This is a genomic window from Bradyrhizobium sp. BR 1433, from assembly GCF_051547665.1.
Classification (GTDB): domain Bacteria; phylum Pseudomonadota; class Alphaproteobacteria; order Rhizobiales; family Xanthobacteraceae; genus Bradyrhizobium; species Bradyrhizobium australafricanum.
The window spans coordinates 5,699,916-5,725,425 of record NZ_JBPUGG010000001.1 but is presented as its reverse complement, the minus strand read 5'-3'; the positions used below and the strand labels follow the sequence as shown (position 1 = coordinate 5,725,425).

30 protein-coding genes and 2 pseudogenes are annotated in these 25,510 nt (G+C 65.0%); 11 read left to right on the top strand and 21 right to left on the bottom strand.

Going from position 1 to position 25,510, the window contains the following annotated elements; translation table 11 throughout:
• Positions 1–136: 136 nt before the first annotated feature.
• Positions 137–523, bottom strand: a complete 387-nt coding sequence (locus ACSKB9_RS27525; protein WP_310880847.1) for a DUF6632 domain-containing protein — start codon at positions 521–523, stop codon at positions 137–139.
• A gap of 231 nt (positions 524–754) precedes the next feature.
• Between ACSKB9_RS27525 and ACSKB9_RS27520 the strand changes: the two genes are divergently transcribed.
• Positions 755–1,210 (top strand): PaaI family thioesterase, encoded by a 456-nt coding sequence (locus ACSKB9_RS27520; protein ID WP_438077049.1) that lies wholly within the window; start codon positions 755–757, stop codon positions 1,208–1,210.
• Here ACSKB9_RS27520 and ACSKB9_RS27515 read toward each other — a convergent pair.
• Positions 1,207–2,100 (bottom strand): LysR family transcriptional regulator, encoded by an 894-nt coding sequence (locus ACSKB9_RS27515; protein WP_438077047.1) that lies wholly within the window; start codon positions 2,098–2,100, stop codon positions 1,207–1,209. The two genes, ACSKB9_RS27520 and ACSKB9_RS27515, sit on opposite strands and share 4 nt — an antisense overlap.
• 118 nt (positions 2,101–2,218) lie before the next feature.
• Between ACSKB9_RS27515 and ACSKB9_RS27510 the strand changes: the two genes are divergently transcribed.
• Positions 2,219–2,854, top strand: coding sequence for a pyridoxamine 5'-phosphate oxidase family protein (locus ACSKB9_RS27510; protein WP_438077045.1), 636 nt, complete (start codon positions 2,219–2,221; stop codon positions 2,852–2,854).
• A 75-nt stretch (positions 2,855–2,929) separates the two neighbouring features.
• On the opposite strand, the pseudogene ACSKB9_RS27505 reads toward ACSKB9_RS27510, so the two are convergent.
• Together ACSKB9_RS27505 and ACSKB9_RS27500 are read right to left on the bottom strand one after the other, a co-directional pair.
• Positions 2,930–3,662, bottom strand: a pseudogene (locus tag ACSKB9_RS27505) (glutathione S-transferase family protein).
• Positions 3,659–3,961: a hypothetical protein gene (locus tag ACSKB9_RS27500; protein ID WP_438077043.1), complete on the bottom strand. Its 303-nt coding sequence runs from the start codon at positions 3,959–3,961 to the stop codon at positions 3,659–3,661. Before ACSKB9_RS27500 ends, ACSKB9_RS27505 begins: the two are co-directional and overlap by 4 nt.
• A 207-nt stretch (positions 3,962–4,168) precedes the next feature.
• Between ACSKB9_RS27500 and ACSKB9_RS27495 the strand changes: the two genes are divergently transcribed.
• Together ACSKB9_RS27495 and ACSKB9_RS27490 are read left to right on the top strand one after the other, a co-directional pair.
• A complete protein-coding gene (locus ACSKB9_RS27495; protein WP_028336549.1) occupies positions 4,169–4,867 on the top strand; it encodes a helix-turn-helix transcriptional regulator in 699 nt (232 codons plus the stop codon).
• Entirely contained in the window at positions 4,867–5,202 is a 336-nt protein-coding gene (locus tag ACSKB9_RS27490) for a YkgJ family cysteine cluster protein (RefSeq protein ID WP_438077040.1), read from the top strand. The genes ACSKB9_RS27495 and ACSKB9_RS27490 overlap by 1 nt, the downstream gene beginning before the upstream one ends.
• A gap of 7 nt (positions 5,203–5,209) precedes the next feature.
• Here ACSKB9_RS27490 and ACSKB9_RS27485 read toward each other — a convergent pair whose 3' ends face one another.
• From ACSKB9_RS27485 to ACSKB9_RS27475, 3 genes are all read right to left on the bottom strand, one after another.
• Positions 5,210–5,611 carry a hypothetical protein gene (locus ACSKB9_RS27485; protein WP_438077039.1) on the bottom strand — a complete coding sequence of 134 codons (402 nt, stop codon included), beginning with the start codon at positions 5,609–5,611 and terminating at the stop codon, positions 5,210–5,212.
• A 170-nt stretch (positions 5,612–5,781) separates the two neighbouring features.
• Complete coding sequence (locus tag ACSKB9_RS27480; protein WP_438077037.1) at positions 5,782–6,135, bottom strand: DUF3307 domain-containing protein; 354 nt, start codon at positions 6,133–6,135, stop codon at positions 5,782–5,784.
• 222 nt (positions 6,136–6,357) lie between these two features.
• Entirely contained in the window at positions 6,358–6,561 is a 204-nt protein-coding gene (locus ACSKB9_RS27475) for a hypothetical protein (protein ID WP_438077035.1), read from the bottom strand.
• On the opposite strand from ACSKB9_RS27475, the gene ACSKB9_RS27470 reads away from it, so the two are divergent.
• On the top strand, positions 6,560–7,966 hold the full coding sequence (locus tag ACSKB9_RS27470) for a TAXI family TRAP transporter solute-binding subunit (protein ID WP_438077033.1): 1,407 nt from the start codon (positions 6,560–6,562) through the stop codon (positions 7,964–7,966). The two genes, ACSKB9_RS27475 and ACSKB9_RS27470, sit on opposite strands and share 2 nt — an antisense overlap.
• A gap of 256 nt (positions 7,967–8,222) precedes the next feature.
• On the opposite strand, the gene ACSKB9_RS27465 is transcribed toward ACSKB9_RS27470, so the two are convergent.
• The 3 genes from ACSKB9_RS27465 to ACSKB9_RS27455 all read right to left on the bottom strand — a co-directional run bounded on the left by ACSKB9_RS27465 (position 8,223) and on the right by ACSKB9_RS27455 (position 9,856).
• Entirely contained in the window at positions 8,223–8,984 is a 762-nt protein-coding gene (locus ACSKB9_RS27465) for a Crp/Fnr family transcriptional regulator (protein WP_076832525.1), read from the bottom strand.
• Positions 8,985–9,195: 211 nt separating this feature from the next.
• The gene (locus ACSKB9_RS27460) at positions 9,196–9,558 is read right to left on the bottom strand and encodes a PRC-barrel domain-containing protein (RefSeq protein WP_016847466.1); all 363 of its coding nucleotides are present in this window, start codon (positions 9,556–9,558) and stop codon (positions 9,196–9,198) included.
• A 91-nt stretch (positions 9,559–9,649) separates the two neighbouring features.
• A complete protein-coding gene (locus ACSKB9_RS27455) occupies positions 9,650–9,856 on the bottom strand; it encodes a hypothetical protein (RefSeq protein WP_057016269.1) in 207 nt (68 codons plus the stop codon).
• A gap of 305 nt (positions 9,857–10,161) precedes the next feature.
• On the opposite strand from ACSKB9_RS27455, the gene ACSKB9_RS27450 reads away from it, so the two are divergent.
• Genes ACSKB9_RS27450 through ACSKB9_RS27440 form a run of 3 tightly spaced genes read left to right on the top strand, consistent with a single transcriptional unit; the run spans position 10,162 to position 10,861 of the window.
• On the top strand, positions 10,162–10,353 hold the full coding sequence (locus tag ACSKB9_RS27450) for a hypothetical protein (RefSeq protein WP_016847464.1): 192 nt from the start codon (positions 10,162–10,164) through the stop codon (positions 10,351–10,353).
• 25 nt (positions 10,354–10,378) lie between these two features.
• Positions 10,379–10,591 carry a hypothetical protein gene (locus ACSKB9_RS27445; RefSeq protein WP_438077030.1) on the top strand — a complete coding sequence of 71 codons (213 nt, stop codon included), beginning with the start codon at positions 10,379–10,381 and terminating at the stop codon, positions 10,589–10,591.
• A 51-nt stretch (positions 10,592–10,642) separates the two neighbouring features.
• Positions 10,643–10,861, top strand: a complete 219-nt coding sequence (locus tag ACSKB9_RS27440; RefSeq protein WP_438077028.1) for a hypothetical protein — start codon at positions 10,643–10,645, stop codon at positions 10,859–10,861.
• 114 nt (positions 10,862–10,975) lie between these two features.
• On the opposite strand, the gene ACSKB9_RS27435 is transcribed toward ACSKB9_RS27440, so the two are convergent.
• Both ACSKB9_RS27435 and ACSKB9_RS27430 read right to left on the bottom strand, forming a co-directional pair.
• Positions 10,976–11,845, bottom strand: a complete 870-nt coding sequence (locus ACSKB9_RS27435; protein ID WP_438077026.1) for a DUF6537 domain-containing protein — start codon at positions 11,843–11,845, stop codon at positions 10,976–10,978.
• Positions 11,846–11,874: 29 nt separating this feature from the next.
• Positions 11,875–12,543 carry a Crp/Fnr family transcriptional regulator gene (locus ACSKB9_RS27430; protein ID WP_438077024.1) on the bottom strand — a complete coding sequence of 223 codons (669 nt, stop codon included), beginning with the start codon at positions 12,541–12,543 and terminating at the stop codon, positions 11,875–11,877.
• Between the two features lie 318 nt (positions 12,544–12,861).
• Here ACSKB9_RS27430 and ACSKB9_RS27425 point away from each other — a divergent pair, with 318 nt between their 5' ends.
• A complete protein-coding gene (locus tag ACSKB9_RS27425) occupies positions 12,862–13,974 on the top strand; it encodes a cyclic nucleotide-gated ion channel (protein WP_438077022.1) in 1,113 nt (370 codons plus the stop codon).
• A gap of 14 nt (positions 13,975–13,988) precedes the next feature.
• Positions 13,989–14,774 (top strand): enoyl-CoA hydratase/isomerase family protein, encoded by a 786-nt coding sequence (locus ACSKB9_RS27420; RefSeq protein WP_438077020.1) that lies wholly within the window; start codon positions 13,989–13,991, stop codon positions 14,772–14,774.
• Positions 14,775–14,962: 188 nt separating this feature from the next.
• On the opposite strand, the gene ACSKB9_RS27415 is transcribed toward ACSKB9_RS27420, so the two are convergent.
• Both ACSKB9_RS27415 and ACSKB9_RS27410 read right to left on the bottom strand, forming a co-directional pair.
• Positions 14,963–15,397 carry a DUF6157 family protein gene (locus ACSKB9_RS27415; RefSeq protein ID WP_438077018.1) on the bottom strand — a complete coding sequence of 145 codons (435 nt, stop codon included), beginning with the start codon at positions 15,395–15,397 and terminating at the stop codon, positions 14,963–14,965.
• Between the two features lie 14 nt (positions 15,398–15,411).
• Positions 15,412–16,059, bottom strand: coding sequence for a glutathione S-transferase family protein (locus ACSKB9_RS27410; RefSeq protein ID WP_438077016.1), 648 nt, complete (start codon positions 16,057–16,059; stop codon positions 15,412–15,414).
• An 81-nt stretch (positions 16,060–16,140) separates the two neighbouring features.
• Here ACSKB9_RS27410 and ACSKB9_RS27405 point away from each other — a divergent pair, with 81 nt between their 5' ends.
• Positions 16,141–17,139: a helix-turn-helix transcriptional regulator gene (locus tag ACSKB9_RS27405; protein ID WP_438077014.1), complete on the top strand. Its 999-nt coding sequence runs from the start codon at positions 16,141–16,143 to the stop codon at positions 17,137–17,139.
• A 215-nt stretch (positions 17,140–17,354) separates the two neighbouring features.
• Here the strand turns inward: ACSKB9_RS27405 and ACSKB9_RS27400 are convergent, their stop codons facing one another.
• The 7 genes and pseudogenes from ACSKB9_RS27400 to ACSKB9_RS27370 all read right to left on the bottom strand — a co-directional run bounded on the left by ACSKB9_RS27400 (position 17,355) and on the right by ACSKB9_RS27370 (position 25,381).
• On the bottom strand, positions 17,355–17,765 hold the full coding sequence (locus ACSKB9_RS27400) for a hypothetical protein (RefSeq protein ID WP_057016276.1): 411 nt from the start codon (positions 17,763–17,765) through the stop codon (positions 17,355–17,357).
• 78 nt (positions 17,766–17,843) lie between these two features.
• Complete coding sequence (locus tag ACSKB9_RS27395) at positions 17,844–18,557, bottom strand: nitroreductase (protein ID WP_438077012.1); 714 nt, start codon at positions 18,555–18,557, stop codon at positions 17,844–17,846.
• A 98-nt stretch (positions 18,558–18,655) separates the two neighbouring features.
• On the bottom strand, positions 18,656–19,906 hold the full coding sequence (locus ACSKB9_RS27390) for an acyl-CoA dehydrogenase (RefSeq protein WP_438077010.1): 1,251 nt from the start codon (positions 19,904–19,906) through the stop codon (positions 18,656–18,658).
• A 133-nt stretch (positions 19,907–20,039) separates the two neighbouring features.
• Positions 20,040–21,287, bottom strand: coding sequence for an acyl-CoA dehydrogenase (locus tag ACSKB9_RS27385; protein ID WP_438077009.1), 1,248 nt, complete (start codon positions 21,285–21,287; stop codon positions 20,040–20,042).
• A 117-nt stretch (positions 21,288–21,404) separates the two neighbouring features.
• Positions 21,405–22,531: pseudogene (locus ACSKB9_RS27380) on the bottom strand (acyl-CoA dehydrogenase family protein).
• A 133-nt stretch (positions 22,532–22,664) separates the two neighbouring features.
• Positions 22,665–24,533 carry an AMP-binding protein gene (locus ACSKB9_RS27375; RefSeq protein WP_438077008.1) on the bottom strand — a complete coding sequence of 623 codons (1,869 nt, stop codon included), beginning with the start codon at positions 24,531–24,533 and terminating at the stop codon, positions 22,665–22,667.
• Positions 24,534–24,574: 41 nt separating this feature from the next.
• Positions 24,575–25,381, bottom strand: a complete 807-nt coding sequence (locus tag ACSKB9_RS27370) for an enoyl-CoA hydratase/isomerase family protein (protein ID WP_438080419.1) — start codon at positions 25,379–25,381, stop codon at positions 24,575–24,577.
• Between the last annotated feature and the right edge of the window lie 129 nt (positions 25,382–25,510).

The window sequence follows — 25,510 nt, the reverse complement described above, 5'->3', positions numbered from 1 at the left end:
CGGCGCAAAGGCTTCGCTGTTGTCTCGAGGTGCCGGCGCAGCGAGCCTCGAAGGATGCACGGCCCGGCCGGTAGCCGTCGATCCTTCGAGACGGCGCTACGCGCCTCCTCGGGATGACGGGACGTGATGCCTGGGCTTAGGCAGCCGCAACGGCCGGCTTCGGCATCAGCCAGGCCAGCACCAGCGCGATCAGCAACAGCGCCGGGACGTCGCCCAGCAGGTGACCGCGCTCGGCCTCGTCACTGACCGCCTGCACGGCCATGATGCCGCCATGCACGACGCTCGACCACACCGTGAACCAGATCAGGCTGCGGTGCCGCAGCGGATCGCGCGCGGCGAGCAACAGGAATACGCCCAGCGTCGCATAGATGCCGACGATCATCATCGGGTAATGCGAATGGCCGTGGCCCCAGGACCAGCCGGACGGCCAGAGCTGGAACAGCGGATAGACAGCGAAAATCGCGATCAGACCGACCGCGACGAGCGCAATGCGAAGGCAGGTCAGGCGGGTCTCGGCCGACATGGTCTCTCCTCACGCCATGGACGCGGCGCGGAGCATGTCACAAACTGCGGCCGGATGCGCGTGAACTGCGTCACGGTTGGGAAGCGGCCGCGATGCTGACATTGTATCCCGCACCCGGCGCGAGCGAGCTTCAAACAGCCGTGCAAATCCCGTTTAAAACTTTGTAGGCGGTGAAACCGTCATCGACATCGCGTTCAATGGCGTCAACCCAACGTCATATGCGAGCTTCAGATGACCACCGATACGCAAGTCGTGCCCGACAATCCCCAAGACGTCCCTCAAGGCTTCGAGCCGCTGTTCCGCAAGAGCCCGCTCACCGAGCCCTGGGAGCCGCTTTACCAAAAGACGACCGAGCGGGCCGTCATCATCGGCCTGCGGCTGGCGAGGCCGCACACCAACGGCCGCGGCCTGATCCATGGCGGCCTGATCGCAGCCCTTGCCGACAACGCGATGGGCTATAGCTGCGGCCAGGCGACCGGCTGGACCACCTCGTTCGTGACGATCTCGCTCGCGGTCGATTTCGTAGGCTCCGCCAATGTCGGGCAATGGCTCGCGATCGAGAGCGACGTGATCAAGACCGGCAGCACGATCTGCTTCGCGCAGAGCCTGATCAAGGCCGACGGGGTGACCATCGCGCGCGCCAACGGCACCTTCCGCGTGGTGCCGAAGAAGCCGCCGGTGAGCTAGTCGAAATACCAGTCGGTGACCTCGGTCACGAGATCGATGAAGGTCCGCACCTTGGCCGACAACAGCCGCGTCGTCGGATAGACGACGTGGATCGGCACAGCCGGCTGCTCGAACTCGGCGAGCACGATCTGGAGCCGCCGCGCCTTCAGCGATTCGGCCGCCTGGTAGGCCATCACCCGGGTCAGTCCGCCGTCCTGCTCGGCGTACTGGATGGCGGCGTCCGAGCTGTTGCTGGTGAAGCGCGGCGCAGGGGTGATGCGGACTTCGCGGCCATCCTCCATGAAGCGCCAATCCGGCGTCGCGGTCATGGCGCCGAACTGGATCGTGTCGTGGGCGGTGAGGTCCGCCGGTCGCTTCGGCTCGCCGCGACGCTTGAGATAGCCGGCCGACGCCACCACGATGCGGCGCATCCGGCCGACATGCCGCGCCACCAGCGTCGAATCCGGCAGGTGCCCGAGCCTGACCGCGAGGTCGACGCCGTCCTCGACCAGATTGATCCTGCGATCCGACAGCCGCAGGTCGACGCCGACGCCGGGATAGCGCTTCAGATAGGCGCTCACCACCGGGCTGACATGGAGCCGCCCGAAGCCGAACGGTGCCGAGATCACCAGGCGCCCTTCGGGGCGGGTGCGCTCGTTCTCCACCGCGTCCTCGGCCTCCTCGACATCGGCGAGGATCCGGCGCGCCCGCTCCAGATAGCGCGAGCCGGCGTCCGTCAGCGTCACCTGCCGCGTGGTCCGCTGCAGCAGCCGCGCGCCGAGCCGCTCCTCCAGCGCCGCGATCAGCCGCGTGATGGCGGACGGCGACAGGCCGAGCTTGCGGGCGGCGGGGGCGAACCCCTCGAGGTCCGCCACCGCGACGAAGGCCTGCATGGCGTCGATCCGGTCCATGGCACTATTGCATAATCGGCAACAGTGAAGTGTCAATGCACAAGATTGCTTACGATCTGGGAATGTCCATCTTGAGCGGCGAGGACAACCACTCAGGCGCCCGTCACGGGAGGCTCCGATGTCAGATGGTCACAGCTATGCGAGCGACGTCGCATTCAGTCCGGCGGTGAAGGCGATCCAGACCCGCAAGGGCTCACGCGCCACCTACGCCGAAGTCGAGGCACATGGCGGCTGGCGCAGCGAGATCGACGAGAACCTCGCCGGCTTCCTCGGCGAGGTGAAGAGCTTCTATCTCGCGACCGCCTCGGCCGACGGCCAGCCCTACATCCAGCATCGCGGCGGACCGAAGGGTTTTATCAAGGTGCTCGACAAGTACACCATCGCGTTCGCCGACTACAGCGGCAATCGCCAGTTCATCACCCAGGGCAATCTCTCGGAGAATGCCAAGGCCTATATCTTCGTGATGGATTACGCGCACCGCCGCCGCGTCAAGCTGTGGGGCGAGGCGAAGGTGGTGGAGGACGATCCGGCGCTGACCCGCACGCTGATGCCGCAGGGCTACCGGGCGCGGCCCGAGCAGGTGATCCTGTTCAAGGTCACGGCGTGGGACACCAACTGCCCGCAGCACATTCCGCAAAAGTTCGACGCGGCCGATGTCGCGGCGGCGCTGGCCTCGCGCGACCAGCGCATCGCCGAGCTCGAGGCGGAGCTGGCCGCATTGAAGGGCGAGCGCGCTCCTGCCGCGCCGGCTTAGGCATGATCCGGAAAAGTGCGAAGCGGTTTTCCGAAAGGATCATGCCCCGAACTAAACCTAAAGCGCGATCGCGCTTTAGGCCGCCTGCTGCTGCAGCGGCGCCCAGGCGAATTCCGGATAATATTGCCGCATCATCCGGCCGACATAGGCGGTGAGATTGTCGAACTTCTCGGTGCGCTCGCGCAGCGGCGAATCGAAGAACGGGGTGAGGATTCCCGCCAGCGCGCCGAACGCGGTGGCATCGGTGCCGCACGGCGCATGGCCCATCAGATACGGCTTGTCGCCGAGCTGCACCGACAGCGCGAACAGCGAGCGGATCGCGAGATCGACGTCTTCGTCCGGTCCGTGGCGGCCAAGTCCGCTCAGCAGATAATTCTCGGCAACGCGGAACTGGGCGTCCTCGCGCATCTTGTCACGCATATGGTCGGGCGCGCCGTCGAAGAAATGCGCGGGTCCCTTGGCGAAATTGGTGTCGTCGACCCAGCGCGCGCCGACCAGCGCCCAGTAGAGCGTGATGCTCGATCATGCGCTCGAAGGCCCAGGCCTGGGCGCGCGCCTGCAGGCTGAGCGGCGCGTCGAAATCGAAGCCGTATTTGCCCTCGATATGGGCGCGGATGAAGGTCGAATCGGCGATCGTCTCGCCGTCGTCGGCGATGAACGGCAGCTGGCCCTTGGGCGAGGCCGGCGGCATCGCCTTCTCCTTGCGATAGTCGAGCCCGGCCATCTTGAGCTGGACCTCGGTTTTGGTCACGAAGGGGCTGATTTCCGGCAAGCCGAAGCCCGTGCCAAAGCCAAAAAGCGTAATCATATGAAGCTCCCGATCGCCTGTGGTCGTGAATTGAAGCTAGCCGTCCCCTGCTGCCAGCATGGTGTCAGCAGTAGTGGGCATTCACTGTCGAACGGGCCGACGGGTGCGAGGCGGCGAACCGCCTCGCGAACGCGCTTGACCAGCCGTGCCCGCCCGTAGGACCAAACCGTGCTGATCGACTGTGCGATCAGCGCGACCAGGGCCCAGCGCAGGTCGCCGGAAGTGGAGTAGACCGTGACCAGCTGTTCCAGCGCAAAGCCTTGCGCCTGCCGGAAACCGAGTTCGTCAAGATTCGTCATGGACAAATTCCCTTCACTTGAGGTGTTGTCCTGATATAGCCCCCACCTGCTGCCAACATGCTGTCAGCAGTAGCCGGACGGGGCCCAGAAAAGCCTGCGCACCGAGAGACGACGAGACCCGTCAAGACACTCGTCAAGACGGCTGCCAAAACCGCTACCGAGACACTCGACAAGACACGTGCCAAGAGAGCGATCGAGAGAGTTGCCATGAGACGCGCCGACCGGCTGTTTCAGATCATCCAGGTGCTCCGACGCACCCGTAAGCCTTTGACTGCCGATGCAATCGCCGCCGAGCTCGAGACATCGAAGCGGACGATCTATCGCGACATCGCCAGCCTGATCGAGCAGCGGGTGCCGATCCGCGGCGAGGCCGGCATGGGCTACATCCTGGAGAAGGGATTCGACCTGCCGCCCTTGATGCTGACACCCGACGAGATCGAGGCCTGCGTGCTCGGCGCGCAATGGGTGGTCGGCCACGCCGATCCGGCGCTGGCGCGCGCGGCTGAGGACCTGATGGCCAAGATCGCCGAGACCGTGCCCGACCGGCTGCGGCCGTTCGTGCTGGAGCCGGCGAGTCGGGCCCGCTCGGCCTGGAACCGGGAGCCCGACCGCATCGACATGGTCAGGACCCGCAGCCAGATCCATGAGGGCAAGAAGATCACGCTGAACTATCGCGACGAGCATGGCCGCGATAGCGAGCGCACGATCTGGCCGATCGCGGTCGGCTATCACGAGGCGGTGCGGCTGCTCGCCGCCTGGTGCGAGTTGCGCAAGGATTTCCGCAGCTTCCGCACCGACCGCGTGGTCACCGCGGTCTATCACGACGAGAAATATCCGGAGCGGCGCGACCTGCTCAGGGCGCGCTGGCGGCGCAGCCTGGTCTGGGAAGCGCCGAGGGACACCTGATGGCCGACAACGCGATCGACGCGCCCGACGCGAACCCCTGCCAGTCCTGCGGTGCCTGCTGCAGCTATTCGGAGAACTGGCCGCGCTTCACCATCGAGGACGACGCGCAGCTCGATCTGATCCCGGCGCGATTCGTCAACGCGCGACAATCAGGCATGCGCTGCGAGGGCGACCGTTGCTCGGCGCTAGCGGGCCGGGTCGGAGAAGCAACGCGCTGCGAAGTCTATGCGGTGCGGCCGGAAGTATGCCGGACCTGCCAGCCGGGCGACGCGGAATGCGCGATGGCGCGGCGCCGGCACGGGCTGCCGCTCATCGCGAGCGCGCAGCCGATCTAACCAGACGTTACGCCGTGACCCTGTCGCTGACGTCCTCGTCGTCGAGTTCGTCATCGACGATCGGTGCGAAGGTCGTCAGCGGCTTGGTCGACAGCGTGATCGGCTTGCGGCCGCCATGCGAAACGGTCACGGCGCGGGCCGGCTCGCGCGACAGCGCGTAGAGCGTCGAGCCGACACGGCCGCCTGAATTCGTCAGCTCCCACTCGCTGCAGCTCGACGCGATCGCGACCGCGAGCGCGTGCAGATGGCTGCGGCGATAGCAGAACAGCGCGAGCCTCGCCCTGACGTCGGGCGCGACATTGGCAACCAGCAACGAGAGCCCGTTCGGATTGGCGCGATACATCTGGCCGAGCAGGTCGTCGGCCACCGGGCAGGCATCGTTCTCGAAGGCGTCGCGGCTTGAAAACATTTGCAAATCCCCCTCGATCGGGAAGATGCCGCGTAATCCTCTAACGAAAGGTTAACCACGGCCTCCGGTCGCTTCCGGAGGGTCTTGCCCGTTGCGCGCGAATCACATCCGCCCGCGACGCGGGCAGCTGGATTCGTGGTTCAGGACGGGAGGAAAGGTGCGCGAGCCGCTCAGTTCGCGGCCATGTAGATCGACAGCGCAAAGCCGGTGAGGTGGTGCAGCGCCTGGTCGACCCCGATCAGGGTCCAGAACCAGGGGTGCCCGGATTCCAGCGTCACGCCGAAATGCGAGGCGCAGACGCCCTTGGCCCGATCGACGATGATGTGGATCACGAAGTCAATGAAGGCGACGTACCAGAACCGCGGCGCCACCACCAGGATCAGCGCCAGCGCGACCGCGAGATGGACCAGGCAGTGCGCCAGCAGCGGCAGCGCCCAGCCGGTTTTCTGGTCCTTGCCGATCGCCATCCAGGCGTTCTGCAGCATGAAGTCGGCGATGATGTGCTTTGCGGTGAGAAGCAACATCCATCCCACCAGGGCACCAACCGACACCGACGATGACATGGAGGGAAACAACAAGCTGACGCCCTTTTACTTCGATGAATGTGATTGCAAGAAATCCGGGTCAGGCCGTCAGCACAATTCCGCAAACCGAAGCGTGTCTCATTTATGACATCTCCGGCGCCGGAATGCACCTGCGCCTCCTCGAAAATCACATCTCGGTCCGACCGTCGATAGTGGCAATGGTCATGTGGCATCGCGGCGCAGGCCGGACGAGATTAAGGTTACGGCCGGCGGCCGGTTTGCATTCCCCCGGGGAGGTATATCGTCGGCAACATAGGAAATTTTCTTTCTTTTATAGCCATTTACGGATTCACCGGGCAGCGCCGCGCCGATCGGGTCGCGGCAACGGGCCGTCCCGGACGGGTGATGAGCCAGGTAATCAGCCATGAGTGCCGAAGCCCCCTCGCCTGCGCCGATGCCGCCGCGCCCACCGGTCGCCAAACCGGTCGTCAAGACCAACCGCGCGCAGATCATCGTCTTCACCCTGCTGACGCTGCTCCTGAGCGCGGTCACCGTGATCGGCGGCCGGCTCTGGCTGCGCAATTCCGAAACGCTGGTGTTCGCGGTCGGCGATGCCAAGGGCCCGGAGGCGAAATTCGCCGCCAAGCTCGCCATCGTGCTGAAGAACAATTCGTCGCGGCTGCGGCTGAAGATCGCGCCGAACCCCGACAACGCCAAGGCGCTGGCGCAATTCGATCGCCGCGACGCCTCGCTTGCCATCCTGCGCACCGACGCAAGGGTGCCGCCGCGTGCCCGCGCCATCGCGATCCTCGAGCATGACGTGGTGCTGGTGCTCAGCCCCGGCGGCAAGAAGATCAAGTCGCTGAGCGAGCTCAAGAAGAAGCGGATCGCGGTCGTCGGCGACGGCGAGAACAGCGTCAATTTCGTCCGCAGCGCGCTCGAGATTGCGGACAGCCCCGACGCGGCGCAGCGGGTACAGCAGGCGCCGCCGAACACACCTTTCGACAAGCTGTTCGCCTCCGGCTTTGCCGCCGTGATCGCGATCGAGCATGCTTCGAAGATCGTGAAGGACAAGACCTACGAGCAATATGCCAAGCGCCCCGGCGGCTTCACGCTGAATGCGATCGACGCGGCCAAGGCGCTGGCGCGCAAATACCCGGCGATTTCGGAGGAGACGGTCTCGACCGGCATGCTGTCGTCCTCGCCGGCGATCCCCGATGACGAGGTCGACACCATCGGGCTGGAATGGCTGCTGGTCGCGCAATCCTCGATGTCCACGACGACAGCCGCCGAGCTCGCGCGCATCATCTATGAGAACAAGTCGGAGCTCGCGCTCGACGACGGCTTTGCCTCCAAGATCGAGCCGGCGGCGACCGACAAGGACGCCTTCATCGTCGCCCATCAGGGCGCCGCCGAATACATCAACGACGATACCAAGTCGTTCATGGATCGCTACAGCGACGTGATGTATCTCGGCGCCGCCGCGCTCAGCATCATCGGCTCGATCTTCGCCGCGATCTACACCAAGATCACCCGCGTCGCACCGGAGAAGGCCAGCGAGCTGGCGGGCAGGATCCTCGACATCGGCGAGCGCGTCGAGCACGCCACTTGCGCCGAGCATCTCGACGAATTGCAGGACGAGCTCGAGGCGATCCTGCGCGGCGCGGTGACCGGCCTGCGCGACGGCACCGTTTCCGGCGACGGAATGGACACGTTCAAGCTCGGCTACGAATTGGTCCGCGACGAGATCGCACTGCGCCGCGATCACCTCAAGCGCCACCCGGCGACGCCGGACGAGAACCTCGTGGTGGTGAAGGCGGCCAATGGGTGAAACCAAGCCGTTGGTCACGCCACAGATACAACTGTCGTCCCTGCGATCGCGCCGCATGCACCACTGTCGTCCTGGCGAAAGCCAGGACCCATTACCACCGCTTTCGCTGATGAACGGGATCGCGGCCCCAGCATCGCGCAACAATTGAGACTTGGGGTAATGGGTCCTGGCTTTCCCAGGACGACACCGCGTATGTTGAACGGCCGGTGAACCATACATCGGCACGCTCTCGACATGCACCGGAGCGCAGCGCTTATCACCCGACCGCCGCGTCCGTCGGCGTCGCAGCGGCGTCGAGCTGCCGTCCCTCGTGATCCATATGCAGGTAGTTCGGGTTGAACAGGCCGGCGTGCATCAGCCGCTCGAGATTGGGGACGACCAGGGTCTTTCCCTTGAGTACGATCAGGCCGCCGGCGCGCAATTCCTGCAGCGTTCGGTTGACGTGAACCTTGGAGAGCCCGGTGGCATCGGCGAGATCGCCCTGTGTCAGCGGGAAATCACAGCTGTCGCCCTGGGTCAGGCCTGCGGCACGCAGCCGGAGCCAGATCTCGCACAGCAGATGGGCCATCCGCTCCAGCGCCGTTCGCTGGCCGAGGCTCATGGTCCATTCGCGCTGGATCGCCGCGTTGACCAGGGTTTCCCACCAGAACGCGGTCACGATGCGCGGATGTCCGGCCGCGACCTTGTCGAAGAATTCGCGGGAGAGGTCGGCGATCGACACTGCCGTGACGGTACCGATCGAATGATCCATCTCGCGCAGGATGAAGACGTTCACATCGCAAATGTCGCCGGGCAGGAAGAAAGCCACGATCTGGCGCCGGCCGTCCTCGAGCTGCTTGTAGCGATAGGCCCAGCCGGACAGGATCAGATGGACGTCCTTCGGCTTCTCGCCCTCGCGGACAATGTCGACCCGCGGACCAAAATGGCGGACGCGCTCGGTAGACGCGCGATTGAGAAGGACCTGGTCTACCGGCGAAAGCCGTGCAAACTGCTCCAATTTCCGGACTAGCGACGCCAACGATTGGTCTCCCGCATGTTTAATCGGGCAACTGCAGGACCGACTTCAATTACGTATGTTACCTTGCACAGCTATTGACGTATGTTCACTAGTGTACAGACGTCCCAAGGATGCGACGGTTACATCCCCGAGCATCACGCACACCTCGGCTCCCGGTGGGTACCACCGGTGAAATACGGTCCCCCGGCTCCGGGGGACGTCTAAGGGACGTTCAGACGAACGGCACGCCGTAGTAGTCGTTGACCGCGCGCGTGGTGCCGATATCGGACCAATTCCACTCGCGCTCGCTGCCGTATTTCGGCGCGCCGCGCAGCTGGCTCTCGGTGACGCCGGTGACATAGCCGCCCAGCCTCGTGTCGTATTTGAGCGACTGCCAGGGTAGCGGATAATGGTCGTTGCCGAGACCGAGAATGCCGCCGAAGCCGAGCACGGCGTAAGACACCCGCCCGCTCTTCTTGTCGATCATCACCCGTTCGATCGAGCCGATCTTGCGCTCGTCGGAGCCATAGACCGCGGTGCCCTCGACCTTGTCGCTGCCGATCAGGTTTCCGACCTCCTTCTCGTCCATCGCCATGTCAGTTCTCCATTGATCCCTCGAAGCCAACAGTCGGCCCGGGTCATCGTTCCTGCCGCATTGCCGCGATTGCTGCAGAGCGGAACGCCGTTCAGCCCGTTGGAGGATCGCCGCGATCGTCGGATGTCATGCCGGATCCCGGCGTCTTGTCGGCATCGTTCAATTTCGGATCACGCGTCGCTTCGCGCGCATTCGACTTTCGCGGGTCGGTCTTGTGCGCGGCCTGCGCGCGCTGCTTGTCGGCCGGCTGCTCCTGCCCCTTGTCGTCTTTCACGATACCCTGATTGGAATGTGCCATTGCTTATGTCCTTCTTGTTTCCTTGGCTGCCCCTTGAAGGCATGCGGGCCCCGGCGATCAAATTCGCCGAGGCCCGTCACCGGAGTGGTCCACCGCCTTTCGGGGAGCAAAGCAGCGAACGCACGGGTGTTACGCAGAGCGCCGAAGATCGTTCCTGCGATCTTCGCGATCCCAGGTCGCGATCTCAGGTCGCGATTTTGGGTCGCAATTTCCGGCGCGCGTTTTTTCAATTCGACCGATGTCATGGGTTAACGACGGCATCCGGGGAACAAGCCTAGTATTGCTGGTTCCAGCTCGGAGACGGCATGATCAAGAAGAAGCGCAACAGGTCGCGGCCTCCCGGATCGTTCGAAAACCGCTTGCAAAAATTCGCCGAAGATTCGCGCATTGCGGCACGCAAGCTACCGCCGGGACGGGAACGCGAAATGCTGATGAAGAAGGCCAGACAGACCGAGACTGTGATGGAAGTCAGCGAATGGCTGACGTTCCGCAAGTAGCCGCGAGTCGCAAAGGAGAGCTGCGATGATCGAGGAACGGTTTGACTCACGCACGCTCTTCGCCATGAACGCTGCGCTCGATCGCGTTTGCGCAGACGCACCTCACGGCGAGGAACATGACACCCGCCGCCGCGTTGCCCGATACATCATCAAATGCGCCAAGAGCGGCAGGACGACGCTTTCCGAGCTGACCGAAGCCGGACGGCAGGCGCTGGCCAAGGCTACCGCCGCGGCGTGAAAACCGGCGCCGGTGCCTGTTGCCCTCGACCCTCAGCAGAGGCAGCTACGCATGCGCATTGCAATCAGCATCGGCCTGCTGGCCTTTTTGGCCGCCGTCGGCGCCTACGCCTATGAAGGCCTGACTGTGGACGCTCCGGTGCCGACCTACGGCATCGTGGTGTTCACGATCGGCGTTGCGCTTCTGGCCGCGGTCTGCATCGGCCTGATGGGCCTGTTGTTTTATTCCAGCCGTCGCGGCTACGACGAGCCGCCGCACATCAAGCGGTAGATGGCTTCGGCAGATTCCCGCGGCATTGCGAGCGAAGCGAAGCAATCCACAGCGCCGCAAGCGGGGAACTGGATTGCTTCGTCGCTTCGCTCCTCGCAATGACGGCGAAGGTTCTTACGACGCCGCCGGCGCCCGGGCGCGGATCTCCGCGATCTTGCGCTTCAGCGCTGCCTGCCGCGGATCGGGCATGGTGGCTGCGCGCGCTTCCGCAATGGCGCCGGCAAGGTCGGGGAGCACGAGCACGCCGTCGAAGGCCGGCTTGGCGAGCCCGTCGATGATCACGTGCCAGTCCGCGATGCCCTGGCGGTAGGGATCGCCGTAACCCTGGATCATGGTCGCGGTCTGCACGACCGCCGGGGCGGCGCCCGGCTGCTTGGTCAGGCTGCGGTCGATCATGTGCAGCCAGCGCTCGACCCAGACGCGCTCCCTGGCATAGCGTCCCGAGAACAGCCGCCAGCGCTTCAGGCCCGCCTCGATCCTGAGCCGGCGAACGCTGAAGCGGTTGTTGGCGCTGAAGCGGATCGAGACCCGGCGACGCCGCCAGCCGAATTGATCCAGCACGCCGAGCACCGGATCGGCGACCACCGCCGGCAGGGCGTCGATCAACTCGTCAAGGCGAAACTTCTTGACGTCGTCGGCCGAGCGCGCCGCAAGGCCGCCCACCGCACTGACTTCGCCAAGCTTGAGCTGCGCGATGCGGATCGCGTCCTCATAGGCCATGCGCTCCGCCATCAGGCGGGCGATCTCGGCAAGCAGGGCGTCGTCAACGCCGCGGCGGCCGACGAAGCGCTTGAGCCGGTCGATATATAGCTGGGCGTAGCTCGTGCTCTGATAGGCGATCAACAGATCGATGGCCTTGATGACGGCCGGCCCGAGATGGTCCGGGCAGGCGTCGGGCAGCACCGGCGGCCCCTCGTCCTCATCGCCGATGATATCGGCAAAGAGGTAACGGAGCGAAGCCAGGAGACCGTCGTCATCCGCCACTGCGGCGCCTCCAGAACTCGTCACGGGGCTCATGCAGGTTTGGGCCCCGCGACCTGTGGGGTGGCGTGCTGCGCGAGCTGCTGCTCGAGCGTCGAGATATTCTGGAATAGGCGGGCGCTGGCGAGGCGCAGGAAGTAGAAGCCGAACGCCGGGTTCTGGACGTAGAGCTGCTCGACCTGGTCATAGGTCACCGACAGCACCATGCCGGTCTCGACGCACTCCAGCGTCTGGGTTCGCGTGTTCGACGGCGACAGCATGCCGAACTCGCCGACGAGGGCGCCGACCGGCAGCTCGATGCCGGATTCGACCAGGCGGAAGCGGCCACTGACAATGTAGAACATGCTGTCGGCCTTCTCGTCCTTGTAGAACAGGACTTCGCCCGCGGTGCATTTGCGTTCCGTCGTGAACGGCTTCAGCCATTCCATCGACAGATCGCTGTTGACCGATTTCTTCACGTTGCGGACCAGTTGCAGCATCTGGTGCAGCCGATAGGTGTTCACCGGCAGCAGCACGGCATGCAGGATCAGCGTCGCGTAATTGTGGGTCGGGACGGCCGTCGCGATCAGGATGATGTTGGTCAGGATGGCGAAGACGCGCAACGGGATCATGGTCCGCATCGACAGCGTGGCAACCACGAAGATCGATGCGAAGAAACTGCCGGCGGCGCCGGCGTGCTCCGCGAGATGTGAGGTATCCATCGGAAACCAACCAATTTCTCAAGAAGTGAATAAGATCGCCTTATTAGTCGCTTCATTCCGGCCAAGGTCGCATCGGCGAACCAGCATCCCTGATATACGGGGAAAAAGCGACGTTTTGTCCGATTTCTCACATTCACGGGCGCAAAATCGGGCCAACATGGTTAGGCCTTTCGTCCAACTGATGGGTCTTCCGCCGCGAGCATCCCGCCATGGCCTGCGCGTTGACGGCCTCAACCGGGAGAGGCACGTTGTGACATCGGCTCTGCCGTTCGCAGGGCCTCAATTCCGGCAATTCATCGACAGGCAAGCTCCGTTCCGATGTCCAAGCGGCTCGTCCTTCCGGCCTTGACGCGCTTCGTTTCCGCCACCGCCGGCCGCGACATGACCACGGCGGCCTATGTCGCCGTCGTGGCCGGTGTCGCCATGATGACGCTGCTGACGGTCGCGCCGGCCCATGACGCGGCGCCGCGCTGGGTGGATGCGCTGCTGTGGGCCTGCCTTGCCTATTTCGTATTCGAATGGCTGGTGCGGCTGCGCCACATGGGCCGGCAGGGCAAATTCTGGTTCTACGCGCTGTCCAGCGCCGGCGTGGTCGACGCGATCGGCGCGCTGGCCGTGCCGGTGGCCTTGCTGTCCGGAGTCGAGCCGAAAACCGCCTGGCTGCTCGGCGTGCTCTGGGTGCTCAAGGTGGTGCCGGGCATTCCCGGCCTGCGCCAGCTCCGGCGCGTGCTGGTAGTGGAATCCGGGCCGCTGCTCAGCGTGCTCGTGATCTTCCTGATGGTGGTGTTCCTGGCCTCCGTTGCGGAATATTTCCTGGAGCGGGACGTCCAGCCGCAGACCTTCGGCAGCGTGCCGGCGGCGCTGTGGTGGGCGGTGGTGACGCTGACCACGACCGGCTACGGCGACGTGGTGCCGATCACCCCGCTCGGCCGCGTGGTCGCCGCCATGGTGATGATCTCGGGCCTCGGCGTGTTCGGGCTGTGGACCGGTATCCTGGCGACCGGCTTTGCCGCCGAAACCCGTCGCGACAATTTCTTGAGAACCTGGGAGACCGTCAGCAAGGTGCCGTTCTTCGCGCATCTCGGCCCGGCCGCGATCGCCGACGTCACCCAAATGCTGCGGACCATGGACCTGCCGCCGCGCACCATGATCATCCGCAAGGACACCAATGGCGACTGCATGTATTTCGTCGCCGCCGGCGAGGTCGAGGTCGACCTGCCCGGGCGCAAGGTGAAGCTTGGCGAAGGCGAGTTCTTCGGCGAGATGGCATTGCTCGGCAACGCCAAGCGCGGCGCCAGTGTCTCGACCAGCAAGGTGACCAGGCTGTTGGTGCTTGACCTGGTCGATTTCCGCCTGTTGATGGCAAGGCATCCCGATCTCGCCGAGACCATCGACGCCGAGGCCAAGCGGCGCGAACGTGAGAATCGATAATGATGGAGACCAAGATGGCTGACGCGGCCGACACCGCCAGCGGACCCGTGCTCGAAATCGCGGGCGCGCGCGCAACGATCCGCCTCAACCGGCCGAAGCACCTCAACCGCCTGCAGGCCGAGGATCTCGGCGAGCTGCTGACATTGTTCGACCGGATCGAGGCCGATCCCGCGATCCGCGTGCTGGTGCTGACCGGAACCGGCCGCGCGTTCTCCGCCGGCTACGACCTCAACTCCGTCGCCGAGCGCGCGGTGAGCGCCAGCGAACAACAGAGCGCGGGTTCGGCGTTCGAGGTCGTGGTCAACCGCCTCGAGGATCTCAGCGTGCCGACGATCTGCCGGCTCAATGGCGGGGTCTATGGCGGCTCGACCGACCTCGCGCTTGCCTGCGACTTCCGCATCGGCGTCGATACCGCGGAGATGTTCATGCCGGCGGCGCGGCTCGGGCTGCACTATTACAAGAGCGGCATCCAGCGCTACGTCACGCGGCTCGGCGTCGACAATGCCAAGATGCTGTTCCTGACCGCGCAGAAGATATCGGCGCCCGAGATGCTGCGGATCGGCTATCTCACCGCGATGGTATCACTCGACCTGCTCGACGAGGAGGTCGACAAGCTCGCGACGATCCTGGCCGGCAATGCGCCAAAGGCAATGGCCGGCATGAAGCACGCAATCAACGAATTCGCCCGCGGCGCACTCGATGAAGCCGCCGCCGATGCCCGTCACCGCGAGAGCATGCGCGGCGACGAGATCAAGGAAGGCATCAAGGCCTTCGCCGAGAAGCGGGCGCCAAGGTTTTAGGTCGGCGTCCCGGCTCCTTTATCCCGTCACCCTGAGGAGCCGCGTAGCGGCGTCTCGAAGGGTCGACGACCCGGCTGGTGGCCAATTCATCCTTCGAGGCTCGCTCCGCTCGCACCTCCAGCGACAAAGGCGAAGCCTTTGCGCGGGGATGACGGTCCGATAGTCGTCGCGATCCTCGTTGGGACCCGCTACGCCCGCTTGCTCCGCATCGCGCGGACCTGCGCGATGTCGGGGTCCGCGGCGAGTGCCTGGTAGCGCTTGCTGTCAACGGCGTAGAGCGCGATGCGGCCCTCGGCGTCGGCATGGACACCCCAGCCGAAACGCTTCCCGAGCGGAGAGGCGCGCATGCAGGCCTGGCCGCGCGAGAAGAACATCTCGCGGGCGAGGCTGCGCGCCTTCTTCGCCGCTTTCGCATCGAGCGCGCGGCCGGCCGCCGACGTCGCGAACACGACGTCGTCAGAGGTGTATTTGTACGGCGCGCCCGCGATCATCCGGTATTGCAGCACGGCAACCGTCGGCTGGCCGCCGCGCAGCCGCGGCTCCTCGCCGCGCTGCGCCGGGCAGTCCTCCGCGACGCGGATCAGGGTGTTGAAGCAGTTGGTGCTGTGCAGGACTTTCGCCATCGGCTCGATCCGTATCACACTCCGGCGGCCGCGGCATGCTGCGCCGCCATCTCGTCATCGGCCTTCGATATCCGCTGGAAAGCCGGGCGCGCGGCGATGCGCTCGGCATAGCGGACGAACACGTCCCTTTTCGGCACGATGCCGAACATCATGGTCCAAGAGAGCGCGATGCCCCAGAGGATGTCGGCCGCCGTGATTTCTTCGCCGAGCAGATAGGGCCCCTTTGCCAGCTGCGATTCCAGCGCGCCCAGCATGGTGTCGTAATCGGCATAGGGCGACTGCGTGATCGGCGCCGGCTCGCGCTTCATGAAATGGTCGATCACGGCCGGCTCGAACGAGGCGCCGTAATAGGCGATCCAGCGCAGATACGGGCCGCGGCGCGGATCGTTCAGCGCCGGCGTCAGGCCGGCCTGCGGAAACAGATCGGCGAGATAGATGAAGATCGCGACCTGCTCGGTGACCAGCGCGTCACCATGGCGGATCGCCGGCACCTTGCCGAGCGGATTGATCGCGAGATAGGCGGCCTTGCGCTGCTCGCCGGCCTTCATGTTGAGGACGTGCAGGTCATAGGGCGCGCCGAGATCCTCCAGCAGCACGCGGGTGCCGGTGGCGCGGCTCTGCGGCGAATAATACAGCGTGATGCGGTCGGTGGTGATGGTCATGGCAGGTCTCCTTGCGCCGTCGAGGCATGGCCCCCTTATGTCCGCCTATACCTGACATCTTGTGTCAGGTATGATCCGGCCATGCGCGCGAGCCGGCTGTTTTCCATCCTCACCACCCTGCAGGCGCGGGGACAGGTCACCGCGCCCGAGCTGGCGGAAGCCTGCGAGGTCTCGGTGCGCACGATCTATCGCGACATCGACGCGCTCGCGGCCGCCGGCGTTCCGGTTTACGCCGACCGTGGCGCCGAGGGCGGCTATCGCCTGCTCGACGGCTATCGCGTGCGGCTCAACGGCCTGTCGCAGGGCGAGGCCGAGGCGCTGTTCATGGCCGGTCTCCCGGGGCCCGCCGCCGCGCTCGGCCTTGATGCCGCGATGGTGGCGGCGCAGACCAAGCTGATGGCGGCGCTGCCGGAGAACCTGCGGCCCAACGCGCGAGGGATGCAGCAGCGCTTCCATCTCGACGCGCCCGGCTGGTTCGGCGAGACCGAGGAGCCGAAGCATCTGCGCGCCATCGCTGGCGCCGTGCTGCGCGAGACCATGCTCGAGATCCGCTACCAGAGCTGGAAAGCCGAGAAGCGGCGGCGCGTGGCGCCGCTCGGCCTCGTCCTGAAGGGCGGCAGCTGGTACCTCGCCGGCCTCGTAGACGGCAATGTACGCACCTACCGCGTCGCGCGGGTGCTGGATTGCACGGCGCTGGAGACGCCGTTTACGCGGCCGGAGGATTTCGATCTTGCCGCCTATTGGCACGCCTCGATTGAGCGGCTCGAGGCCGAGCTGCATCCGAACGAAGCCACAGTGCGGCTGTCGCCGCTCGGGCTGAAACTGTTCGATGCGCTGGCCCACCCTTACGTGAAGGCGCGGATGCGGCTCACTGATGGCACCGACGCCGACGGCTGGCTGCTCGCCACCATGCCGGTCGGCAAGACGGTGTGGCACGCGGCGACCGAATTGCTGCGGCTCGGCGCCGAGGCCGAAGTGGTCGCGCCGCCAGAGTTGCGCGAGAAGATGGCCGAGCTGACGAGCGCGATGGCCGCGCGCTATGCCGACGCGCCAGCCCGCCGCGCGGTGGCGGGACGCTAAAGCGCGATGAGATTGGGTTGAATGGAGCCGCAGGAGCAGTGCGCTCCCTCGCCCCGTTCTTACGGGGAGAGGGTTGGGGTGAGGGGCTGTCTCCGCGCATACGGTGATAGCTGCGCTTGCTGAGACTCCCCCTCACCCGGAACGCATCTAACGATGCGTTCCGACCTCTCCCGCGCGCGGGGCGAGGTGGAGCAGAGTCTGCGGTTTGCTGCTTGCTAGTAGCGGCTGTCAGAGCTGATCACGAAGCGGTCGAAAAAATTGACCGGCAGGATCTCGAACCGCTCCAGCGTCAGCGTAATCCCGGTCACGAAGTCGACGCCCTTGATCGTGCCCTCAAGATCGATCCGCCGGCCGCGGCGCAGGCCGCGGGTTTCCGGATGTTGCTCGATGTCGATATAGGCATAGATCGGATTGTCGAGCCGCGAATGGCGATGCCAGCCGCGCTGCAGGAAGCTGAATTGCAGCACCGAGCCCGCGCCCCAGTCGATCGCGTCGAAGAAGCGGGTCTTCCAGGCAACGCCCTGTCCCAGGTAATGCGCGGCGATGAACGCGTCGCGCTCGAGTGCAGGCAGACGGTGCAGCTGCCAGCTGATCTCCGCCGGCGTAAGGGAGGCGTTATTCGCCATTGTTGTTCTTGTCGTTTCTTCTTGTAGCTCTTCTTGTCCTCGGCGGGAGGGTGAACCGACCTTCCCGCCTTGAGGAAATTATACATCGACGAATGTGACAGTGTCTTCCACGGTCGCGCGCGACGTGCGGTAGCCGTTCACCTTGTGCGCATGATCCGCATAGCCGAACGAGATACCGCAGACAACCCGGCGATCGTCGGCCAGGTTGAAATGACGACGGATCAGCCCGGAATGGCGCGCGATCGCCGCCTGCGGGATGGTGCCGAGCCCGAGCGCCTGCGCCGCCAGCATGAAATTCGAGACATAGCCGCCGCAGTCGATCGCACCATAGACGCCGAGCGGCTCATTGGTGTGGATCACGGCAATGTGCGGCGCACCGAAGAAATTGTAGTTCTCCAGCGCCTGTTTTGCGTAGGCCGGCCTGTCGCCGCGCGCGATGCCGAGCGTGTTGTAGAGCTGGAAACCGCTTTCGCGGCGGCGCTCCAGATAGACGCCGACATATTCGCGCGGCGGCGTGAAGTCGTAATCCTCGCCGAGGCCGCGCGACGCCTCGGCATAGATCGCCTTGCGAAACCGCTCCTTGGCCTCGCCGGAGACGATCAGCACCTGCCAAGGCTGGCTGTTGCACCAGGATGCGGTGCGCTGCGCGGTCGACAGAATGTGCTCGATGACCTCGCGCGGCACCTCGCGCGGCTGGAACGCGCGCACCGAGTAGCGCTCGTTGAGCAATTCCTCGAGCGCGCCGATACGGTCCTCGGTCGCGTAGCGCGGGTTCGGTGTCTTCGCGTCCATGATATATCCTCTTTTTTCGTCATTCCGGGGCACGCGAAGCGTGAACCCGGAATCTCGAGATTCCGGGTTCGATGCTTCGCATCGCCCCGGAATGACGACTAACGACCCCGCCCCTTGGTCGGGATCTTGTTGTAGGGCACATCCTTGTCGACGCGAATGTCGCCGGGCAGGCCCAGCACGCGCTCGGCGATGATGTTGCGCAGGATCTCGTCGGTGCCGCCGGCGATGCGCATCGAGGGCGACGACAGCAGCATCTGCTGGAACTGGCCGTTGGCCTGCTCCTCATCGGTGCCGGTGAGACTGCCCGCGGCACCCTCGAGGTCCATCGCATAGGTCGCAATATCCTGCAGCATCAGGCCGGAGACGAGCTTGCCGATCGAGTTTTCCGGGCCCGGTCGCTCGCCCTTCGACAGCGCCGAGATGGCGCGGTAGCTGGTGTATTTCAGCCCGCTCGCCTTCACCGCCCAGCTCGCAAGTCTGGAGCGCACCGCCGGATCGTCGATCGCAAGACCGTCCTCTAGCATCAAATTGGAGCAGAACTCGAACATCTCGGGCACGCCGGTGGCGAGCCGCGCGCCGATCGACATGCGCTCGTTCATCAGCGTGGTCAGCGACACGCTCCAGCCCTCGCCGACCGCCCCTAACCGCTGGCTGTCCGGGATTACGACGTCGGTGAAATAGACCTCGTTGAACTCCTGCATGCCGTTGGCCTGCTTGATCGGCCGCACCTCGACGCCGGGGCTCTTCATGTCGAGGAAGAACATCGTGAGGCCCTTGTGCTTCGGGACATTCGGATCGGTGCGCGCGATCAGGAGGCCGTAGTCGGAGTAATGCGCGCCTGACGTCCAGATCTTCTGGCCGTTGACGACCCAATTGTCGCCCTTCTTCTCGGCGCGGGTGCGCAGCCCCGCGACGTCGGAGCCGGCCGACGGCTCGGAGAACAGCTGGCACCAGATCTCCTCGCCGGAGGCGAGCTTCGGCAGATAGCGGCGCTTGGCCTCCTCGCTGCCCCAGGCCATCACGGTCGGGCCGCACATGCCCTCGCCGATCTGGAACGGCTGGGTCAATTTGCCGTAGACGCCCTCTTCCTGCTGCCAGATCACGCGCTCGATCGGGGTGGCGCCGCGGCCGCCATATTCCTTCGGCCAGTGCAGGCAGGCCCAGCCGCCCTCGGCCTTCTTCTTCTGCCAGGCCTTGCCGACCTCGACCATGTCGTGCTTCGCAAGCCTGATACGGCCGAGCGAAGACTTCGAGAGCTCCTCCTCGAACTCCTTCGGCGCGTTGGCCGCGATCCAGTTGCGGGCGATGGCGCGGAACTCGGCTTCCTGCGGCGTGTCATCGAAATTCATGGCGGCTCCTTTTCTTTGTCATTCCGGGGCGCGCGCAGCGCGAACCTCAGATGCGCGGTTGCGCATCGGGGAATCTAGAAGTTATGTCGCTCGAGTTCCGGGTTCGCCGCTTCGCGCCGCCCCGGAACGACGGTTAAGCTCTTCCCTTGGTCGGGATCTTGTTGAAGGGGACGTCCTTGTCGACCCTGATGTCGCCGGGCAGGCCCAGCACGCGTTCGGCGATGATGTTGCGCATGATCTCGTCGGTGCCACCCTCGACGCGGGTGCCCGGCGCGCGCAGCAACATCGCCTGGAATTTGCCGGCGACCTCGGCATCCTCGATCCCGCTCAGCGCGCCGGCCGCGCCCTGCAGATCGAGCGCGTAGGTCGCGACGTCCTGGATCATCGAGCCGGCGACCAGCTTGCCGATCGAATTCTCCGGTCCCGGACGCTCGCCCTTCGACAGCGCCGAGATCGCGCGCATGCTGGTGTATTTCAGCCCGCTCGCCTTCACCGCCCAGTTCGCAAGCTTGGAGCGCACCGCGCGATTCTCGATCGCGGGGCCGTCCTCCAGCATCAGGCTGGTGCAGAAGTCGAACAGCTCGGGGAAGCCGGTGGCGACGCCGGCGCCGATCGACATCCGCTCGTTCATCAGCGTGGTCAGCGACACGTTCCAGCCGTCATTGATATTGCCGAGCCGCTGCGAGTCCGGAATGCGCACGTCGGTGAAATAGACCTCGTTGAAGTCGGAGGCGCCGCTCGCCTGCTTGATCGGCCTGACTTCGACGCCCGGGCTCTTCATGTCCAGGAAGAACATGGTAAGGCCCTTGTGCTTGGGCACGGTCGGGTCGGTGCGGGTGAGCAAGATGCCGTAGTCGGAATAATGCGCGCCCGAGGTCCAGATTTTCTGGCCGTTGATCACCCATTCGTCGCCGTGCTTCTCGGCGCGGGTGCGCAAGCCGGCGACGTCGGAGCCGCCGGCCGGCTCCGAGAACAGCTGGCACCAGATCTTCTCGCCGGAGGCGAGCGGCGGCAGATAGTTGCGCTTCTGCTCCTCGCCGGCGAACGCCATCATGGTCGGGCCGCACATGCCGTGGCCGATGATGAACATCGAGCTGAGGCGGCCGAACGGGCCCTCTTCCTGCTGCCAGATCACGCGCTCGATCGGCGACGAGCCGCGGCCGCCATACTCCTTCGGCCAGTGCAGGCAAGCCCAGCCGGCATCGGCCTTCTTCTTCTGCCAGGCCTTGGCGACATCGAGGATGTTGGCGCCCTTGAGCGCAACACGGCCGAGCGAGGCCTTGCGCAGCTCGTCCTCATATTGCTTCGGCGCATTGGCCGCGATCCAGGCTTTCGCCTCGGCGCGGAAAGCGGCCTCCTGTGGGGTGTCGTCGAAATTCATGGTGGCTTTCTTTCCGTCATTCCGGGGCGATGCGCAGCATCGAACCCGGAATCTCGATTCACAACCTCTGGATTCCGGGTTCGCGCCACGCGCGCCCCGGAATGACGAATTGTATCGTTACGCCGCGTTCTTCTTGCGCATGCGGTCGATCAGCGCGTCTTCCCAATAGGACAGGCTGCCGAGACCGAGCGCCACCGCATTGGCGCGGCGGTAGTACATGTGGCAGTCGAACTCCCAGGTGAAGCCCATGCCGCCATGAACCTGGATGTTGTTTTTGGCGCAGTGCTGGAACGCCTGCGTCGCGCTGATGCGCGCAGCGGCGGCGGCTTCCGGCAATTCGCCGGCATTGGTCGAGAGCGCCCAGGCGCCGTAGTAGCAATTTGAACGCGCCAGCGTCGCCGACACATACATGTCGGCCAGCATGTGCTTGACCGCCTGGAACGAGCCGATCGGCCGGCCAAAGGCAATACGATCAAGCGCATAGTCGCGGCCCATCTCCAGCGCGCGGTCGGCGCCGCCGACCTGCTCGAACGCAGTCAACACGGCCGCGCGATCCAGCACCTGGGTGATGACGCCCAGCCCTCGCTGGCCGCGCCGAGCGGCTCGGCCTTCGCATCCTTGAAGGTGAATTCGGCCTGGCCGCGGGTCAGGTCGATATTGGTGAGCGACTTGACCTCGACGCCGCCGGCCTTGAGATCGACGATGAACAGGGAGATATCGGACTCGCGTCCGCTCGAGCCGGTGCGCGCGGCGACCACGGCGAAATCGGCGATAGCACCATCCGGCACCGGCTTCTTGACGCCGTTGAGCGCGCCGCCATTGGCCGTCACCTTGATCGCCTTCGGCGACGGGTTGCCCTTGCCCTCGAACAGCGCCAGCGTGCCGATGGCTTCACCCGCGGCGATCTTCGGCAGCCACTTCTGCTTCTGCGCGTCACTCCCTGCGATCAGGATCGCTTCGGCGGCGAGATAGACGGTGGAGGAGAACGGCACCGGCGCCAGCGCGCGGCCCATTTCCTCCGCGATCACGCAGAGCTCGAGATGGCCGGCACCCGCGCCACCGAACTGTTCCGGGATCGCGACGCCGAGGAAGCCCATCTCGGCGAGGCCCTTCCACAGCGCCTTGTCGTAAGGCGCCTTGCCGTCGAGCACCTCGCGCACGGCCTTCGGCGGGCACTGTTCGCTGAGGAACTTCCGCGCCTCGTCGCGCATCTGCTTCTGTTCGTCGGAGAAATCGAAATTCATGGCGCTTACCTTTTTCTTGCTGTCATTCCGGGGCGATGCGCAGCATCGAACCCGGAATCTCGACGTAAGGAACCTCTGGATTTCCGGGTTCACGCTTCGCGTGCCCCGGAATGACGTGTTTGCTTTCGTAGGATCAGTTCAAGATGATCACGTCATCGCCGGGCTTGCCGGCATACAGCTTCTCGACCAGTGCGGCGCGGCGCTCGAGGCCGGCGCGCTGGTTGATGTAGCCCTTGTCGGTGAGCTCGTTGCCGTCGATCGATGGCGGCTCGACCATCAGCATCGCACGCGCGATGCGCATGCTGCTGCCGGTGGTGGAGGCGTTGTGCGCCTGCAAGCCCTTTCTGAGGCAGGCGACCACCTCGGGATGCCGGATCACGTCCTCATAGCTGGCATCTGCATTGCCGACGAGCTGGCGGCAGGCATGCAGGTTCGGCCAGCACAGCAGGCCGATGAACTCACGATCCTGGCCAGCAACCAGCGCATCATGCACGACCGGTGTCGCGGCTGATATCGCATCGGTGCGCAGCGAGCCGACATGGACGAAGGTGCCGGTGGTCAGCTTGAAATCCTCGACCACGCGGCCGGCAAAGATGATGCCCTGCAGCGGGTCTTCGGCGTTCACGAACACGCCGGCATCGCCGATGCAGTAGAAGCCCTCCTCGTCGAACATCTTCGCCGTGAGGTCCGGCTGGCCGAAATAGCCGGGCGTGACGTTGACGCCGCGCAGCCGCAATTCGTATTTCGCGCCGCACGGCACCATCTTCAGCTCGACGCCGGGGAACGGCAGGCCGATCAGGCCGACACGCTCGGTGTCCCAATAGGTGCCGGTCGAGGTCGGCGCGGTCTCGGTCGAGCCCCAGCCGGTGTAGAACACGATGCGCTCGCCCGTGGTCTTCACCGCCAGCGCCTGCATCCGGTCATAGAGATCGTCGGGCAGCCGCGCGCCGCCATAGGCCATGATCGAGAGGTTCTTGAAGAAGCTCGCGCACAGCGCCTCGTCCTTCTCCATCGCGGCGGCGAGCGCCGCGTAGCCGGCCGGCACGTTGGCGTAATAGGTCGGCGACACCTCGCGCAGGTTCCTGATGGTCTCCTCGAGTTGGCCCGGCATCGGCCGGCCGTCGTCGATATAGAGCGTGCCGCCGTCGACCAGTACCGGATTGAACGCGGCGTTGCCGCCCATGGTATGATTCCACGGCATCCAGTCGAGCACCGTCGGGATCGGTCCCTCCGTTTCACGCGGGCGCACCTGCATCATCATCGCCGCGTTGGCGCACATCATCTCCTGGGTGTTGATGACGGCCTTGGGCATGCCGGTCGAGCCCGAGGTGAACAGCAGCTTGCCGACGGTCCTGGGCGTGATCTTCGCAATGGAGGCACCGACCGCAGTCGTCACCGGCGTTGCCGCGAGATCGGCAAAGGCCTTGCTCTTGATCCCCTCGCAGGGACGCAGGACGTGGACGACCGTGATGCCGGTGAGATCGATCGCCTTCAGCGCCTTCTCGAAGGTCGGGCCGTCCTGCACCATCACGACGGCGGGCTTGATCAGGTTGAACAGGTATTTGAGCTTGAGGTGATCCTGGCTCATCAGCGAATAGGCCGGCGACACCGGCGCGGCCGGCAGCCGCGCCTGCATCGCGGCCTGTGTCATCAGCGCGTGCTCGATCGAATTGCCCGAGAGGATCGCGACGGGCCGGCCGTCGCCAACGCCGAGATCGAGCAGGCCTTGCGTCAGCGCATCGACGGTGCGCTTGGCTTCGCCATAGGAGACCTTGCGCCATTGCCGGTCGGGACCGCCGCGTTGCGCGAGCCAGATCCGCTCCGGCGCCTGCGCCGCCCATTTGGCGAGATAGGCTGGAATATGCGTCTCGTAGGCCTGGAGCGGGATCCGCGACTTCAGGACGACGGTGCCGTCACCGCGCCGCTCGACCGCGATGTCACGTGCGAGCCAATCCACCTTGCGAAAGGCAGGTTTCGTCAGCATCGCCGCGTCTCCATCCATTTTGCGTCTCCCGGAATTCTTGTCCTTTAGAGGATCTGTTCTCAGCGCTTGATATAGACAGGCTTTCGTTTCTCGAGAAAGGCCCTGATGCCCTCCTGGAAATCTTCCGAGCGGCTGCACAGCACCTGATTGCGATCTTCCATCGCGATCACGGCCTCGATCGAGCCGGCATCGACGCTCATGTTGATGCATTCCTTCGAGAGGCGGAGACCGACCGGCGAGGCCGTCATCATCGCCTCGACATAAGGATTGGCCGCAGCATCAAGATCGGTGGCCTCGACCACCTCGGACACCAGGCCGACGGCAAGCGCGCGGTCGGCATGGATGAAGCGCCCGGTGAGGATCAATTCGGAAGCAACCGAGACGCCGACGAGGCGCGGCAGGAAATAGCTGGTGCCGATATCGCAGCCGCCGAGACCAAGCTTGATGAAGGCGCAATTCATCCGCGCGTTTGTCGCGGCGATGCGGATGTCGGCGGCAAGCGCCAGCGCGAAGCCGCCGCCGGCGGCAGCGCCCTGCACCAGCGCGATGACCGGCTGCGGAGCGCGCCGCATCAGCATCACGATGTCGGCGATGCGACGCTGCGAGTCCAGCGACTCCGTCACGCCGGGCGGCTCGGTCTGTCCGCCGCGGCGCGCCATCGCGTGCTTGAGGTCGAGCCCAGCACAGAAACTCGCACCGGCGCCCTTCAGCACCACGACGCGGGTGTCGCGATTGCGCTGCAGGCCCTGGAAATAGAGGTTGAGCGCGTCGATCAGCGAAGGATCGAGTGCGTTGAGGCTCTCGGGGCGATTGAGCGTGACCCAATCGACCCCTTCGTGATGTTCGATCAGCAGCGGCTGAGACACGCGCATGGTCCTCCCGACCGTCGTCCCGGCCAAGCGAAGCGCAAGCCGGGATCCATAACCACAGGCTGTTGTTGTCTTGCGCGGCGTCTGTCAGGTTTGCCTGTTACAGACGCCGCGGAGTATGGGTCC

Coding starts and splice junctions, on each gene's coding strand:
- ACSKB9_RS27450 (WP_016847464.1), top strand. CDS start 10,162: ATGATCAAGAAGAAGCGCAACAGGTCGCGGCCTCCCGGATCGTTCGAA.
- ACSKB9_RS27405 (WP_438077014.1), top strand. CDS start 16,141: ATGCGCGCGAGCCGGCTGTTTTCCATCCTCACCACCCTGCAGGCGCGG.
- ACSKB9_RS27510 (WP_438077045.1), top strand. CDS start 2,219: ATGTCAGATGGTCACAGCTATGCGAGCGACGTCGCATTCAGTCCGGCG.
- ACSKB9_RS27495 (WP_028336549.1), top strand. CDS start 4,169: ATGAGACGCGCCGACCGGCTGTTTCAGATCATCCAGGTGCTCCGACGC.
- ACSKB9_RS27525 (WP_310880847.1), bottom strand. CDS start 523: ATGTCGGCCGAGACCCGCCTGACCTGCCTTCGCATTGCGCTCGTCGCG.
- ACSKB9_RS27415 (WP_438077018.1), bottom strand. CDS start 15,397: ATGGCGAAAGTCCTGCACAGCACCAACTGCTTCAACACCCTGATCCGC.
- ACSKB9_RS27410 (WP_438077016.1), bottom strand. CDS start 16,059: ATGACCATCACCACCGACCGCATCACGCTGTATTATTCGCCGCAGAGC.
- ACSKB9_RS27490 (WP_438077040.1), top strand. CDS start 4,867: ATGGCCGACAACGCGATCGACGCGCCCGACGCGAACCCCTGCCAGTCC.
- ACSKB9_RS27520 (WP_438077049.1), top strand. CDS start 755: ATGACCACCGATACGCAAGTCGTGCCCGACAATCCCCAAGACGTCCCT.
- ACSKB9_RS27480 (WP_438077037.1), bottom strand. CDS start 6,135: ATGTTGCTTCTCACCGCAAAGCACATCATCGCCGACTTCATGCTGCAG.
- ACSKB9_RS27385 (WP_438077009.1), bottom strand. CDS start 21,287: ATGAATTTCGACGACACCCCACAGGAGGCCGCTTTCCGCGCCGAGGCG.
- ACSKB9_RS27515 (WP_438077047.1), bottom strand. CDS start 2,100: ATGGACCGGATCGACGCCATGCAGGCCTTCGTCGCGGTGGCGGACCTC.
- ACSKB9_RS27460 (WP_016847466.1), bottom strand. CDS start 9,558: ATGGCGATGGACGAGAAGGAGGTCGGAAACCTGATCGGCAGCGACAAG.
- ACSKB9_RS27470 (WP_438077033.1), top strand. CDS start 6,560: ATGAGTGCCGAAGCCCCCTCGCCTGCGCCGATGCCGCCGCGCCCACCG.
- ACSKB9_RS27425 (WP_438077022.1), top strand. CDS start 12,862: ATGTCCAAGCGGCTCGTCCTTCCGGCCTTGACGCGCTTCGTTTCCGCC.
- ACSKB9_RS27485 (WP_438077039.1), bottom strand. CDS start 5,611: ATGTTTTCAAGCCGCGACGCCTTCGAGAACGATGCCTGCCCGGTGGCC.
- ACSKB9_RS27420 (WP_438077020.1), top strand. CDS start 13,989: ATGGCTGACGCGGCCGACACCGCCAGCGGACCCGTGCTCGAAATCGCG.
- ACSKB9_RS27395 (WP_438077012.1), bottom strand. CDS start 18,557: ATGGACGCGAAGACACCGAACCCGCGCTACGCGACCGAGGACCGTATC.
- ACSKB9_RS27455 (WP_057016269.1), bottom strand. CDS start 9,856: ATGGCACATTCCAATCAGGGTATCGTGAAAGACGACAAGGGGCAGGAG.
- ACSKB9_RS27475 (WP_438077035.1), bottom strand. CDS start 6,561: ATGGCTGATTACCTGGCTCATCACCCGTCCGGGACGGCCCGTTGCCGC.
- ACSKB9_RS27375 (WP_438077008.1), bottom strand. CDS start 24,533: ATGGATGGAGACGCGGCGATGCTGACGAAACCTGCCTTTCGCAAGGTG.
- ACSKB9_RS27390 (WP_438077010.1), bottom strand. CDS start 19,906: ATGAATTTCGATGACACGCCGCAGGAAGCCGAGTTCCGCGCCATCGCC.
- ACSKB9_RS27400 (WP_057016276.1), bottom strand. CDS start 17,765: ATGGCGAATAACGCCTCCCTTACGCCGGCGGAGATCAGCTGGCAGCTG.
- ACSKB9_RS27440 (WP_438077028.1), top strand. CDS start 10,643: ATGCGCATTGCAATCAGCATCGGCCTGCTGGCCTTTTTGGCCGCCGTC.
- ACSKB9_RS27445 (WP_438077030.1), top strand. CDS start 10,379: ATGATCGAGGAACGGTTTGACTCACGCACGCTCTTCGCCATGAACGCT.
- ACSKB9_RS27430 (WP_438077024.1), bottom strand. CDS start 12,543: ATGGATACCTCACATCTCGCGGAGCACGCCGGCGCCGCCGGCAGTTTC.
- ACSKB9_RS27500 (WP_438077043.1), bottom strand. CDS start 3,961: ATGACGAATCTTGACGAACTCGGTTTCCGGCAGGCGCAAGGCTTTGCG.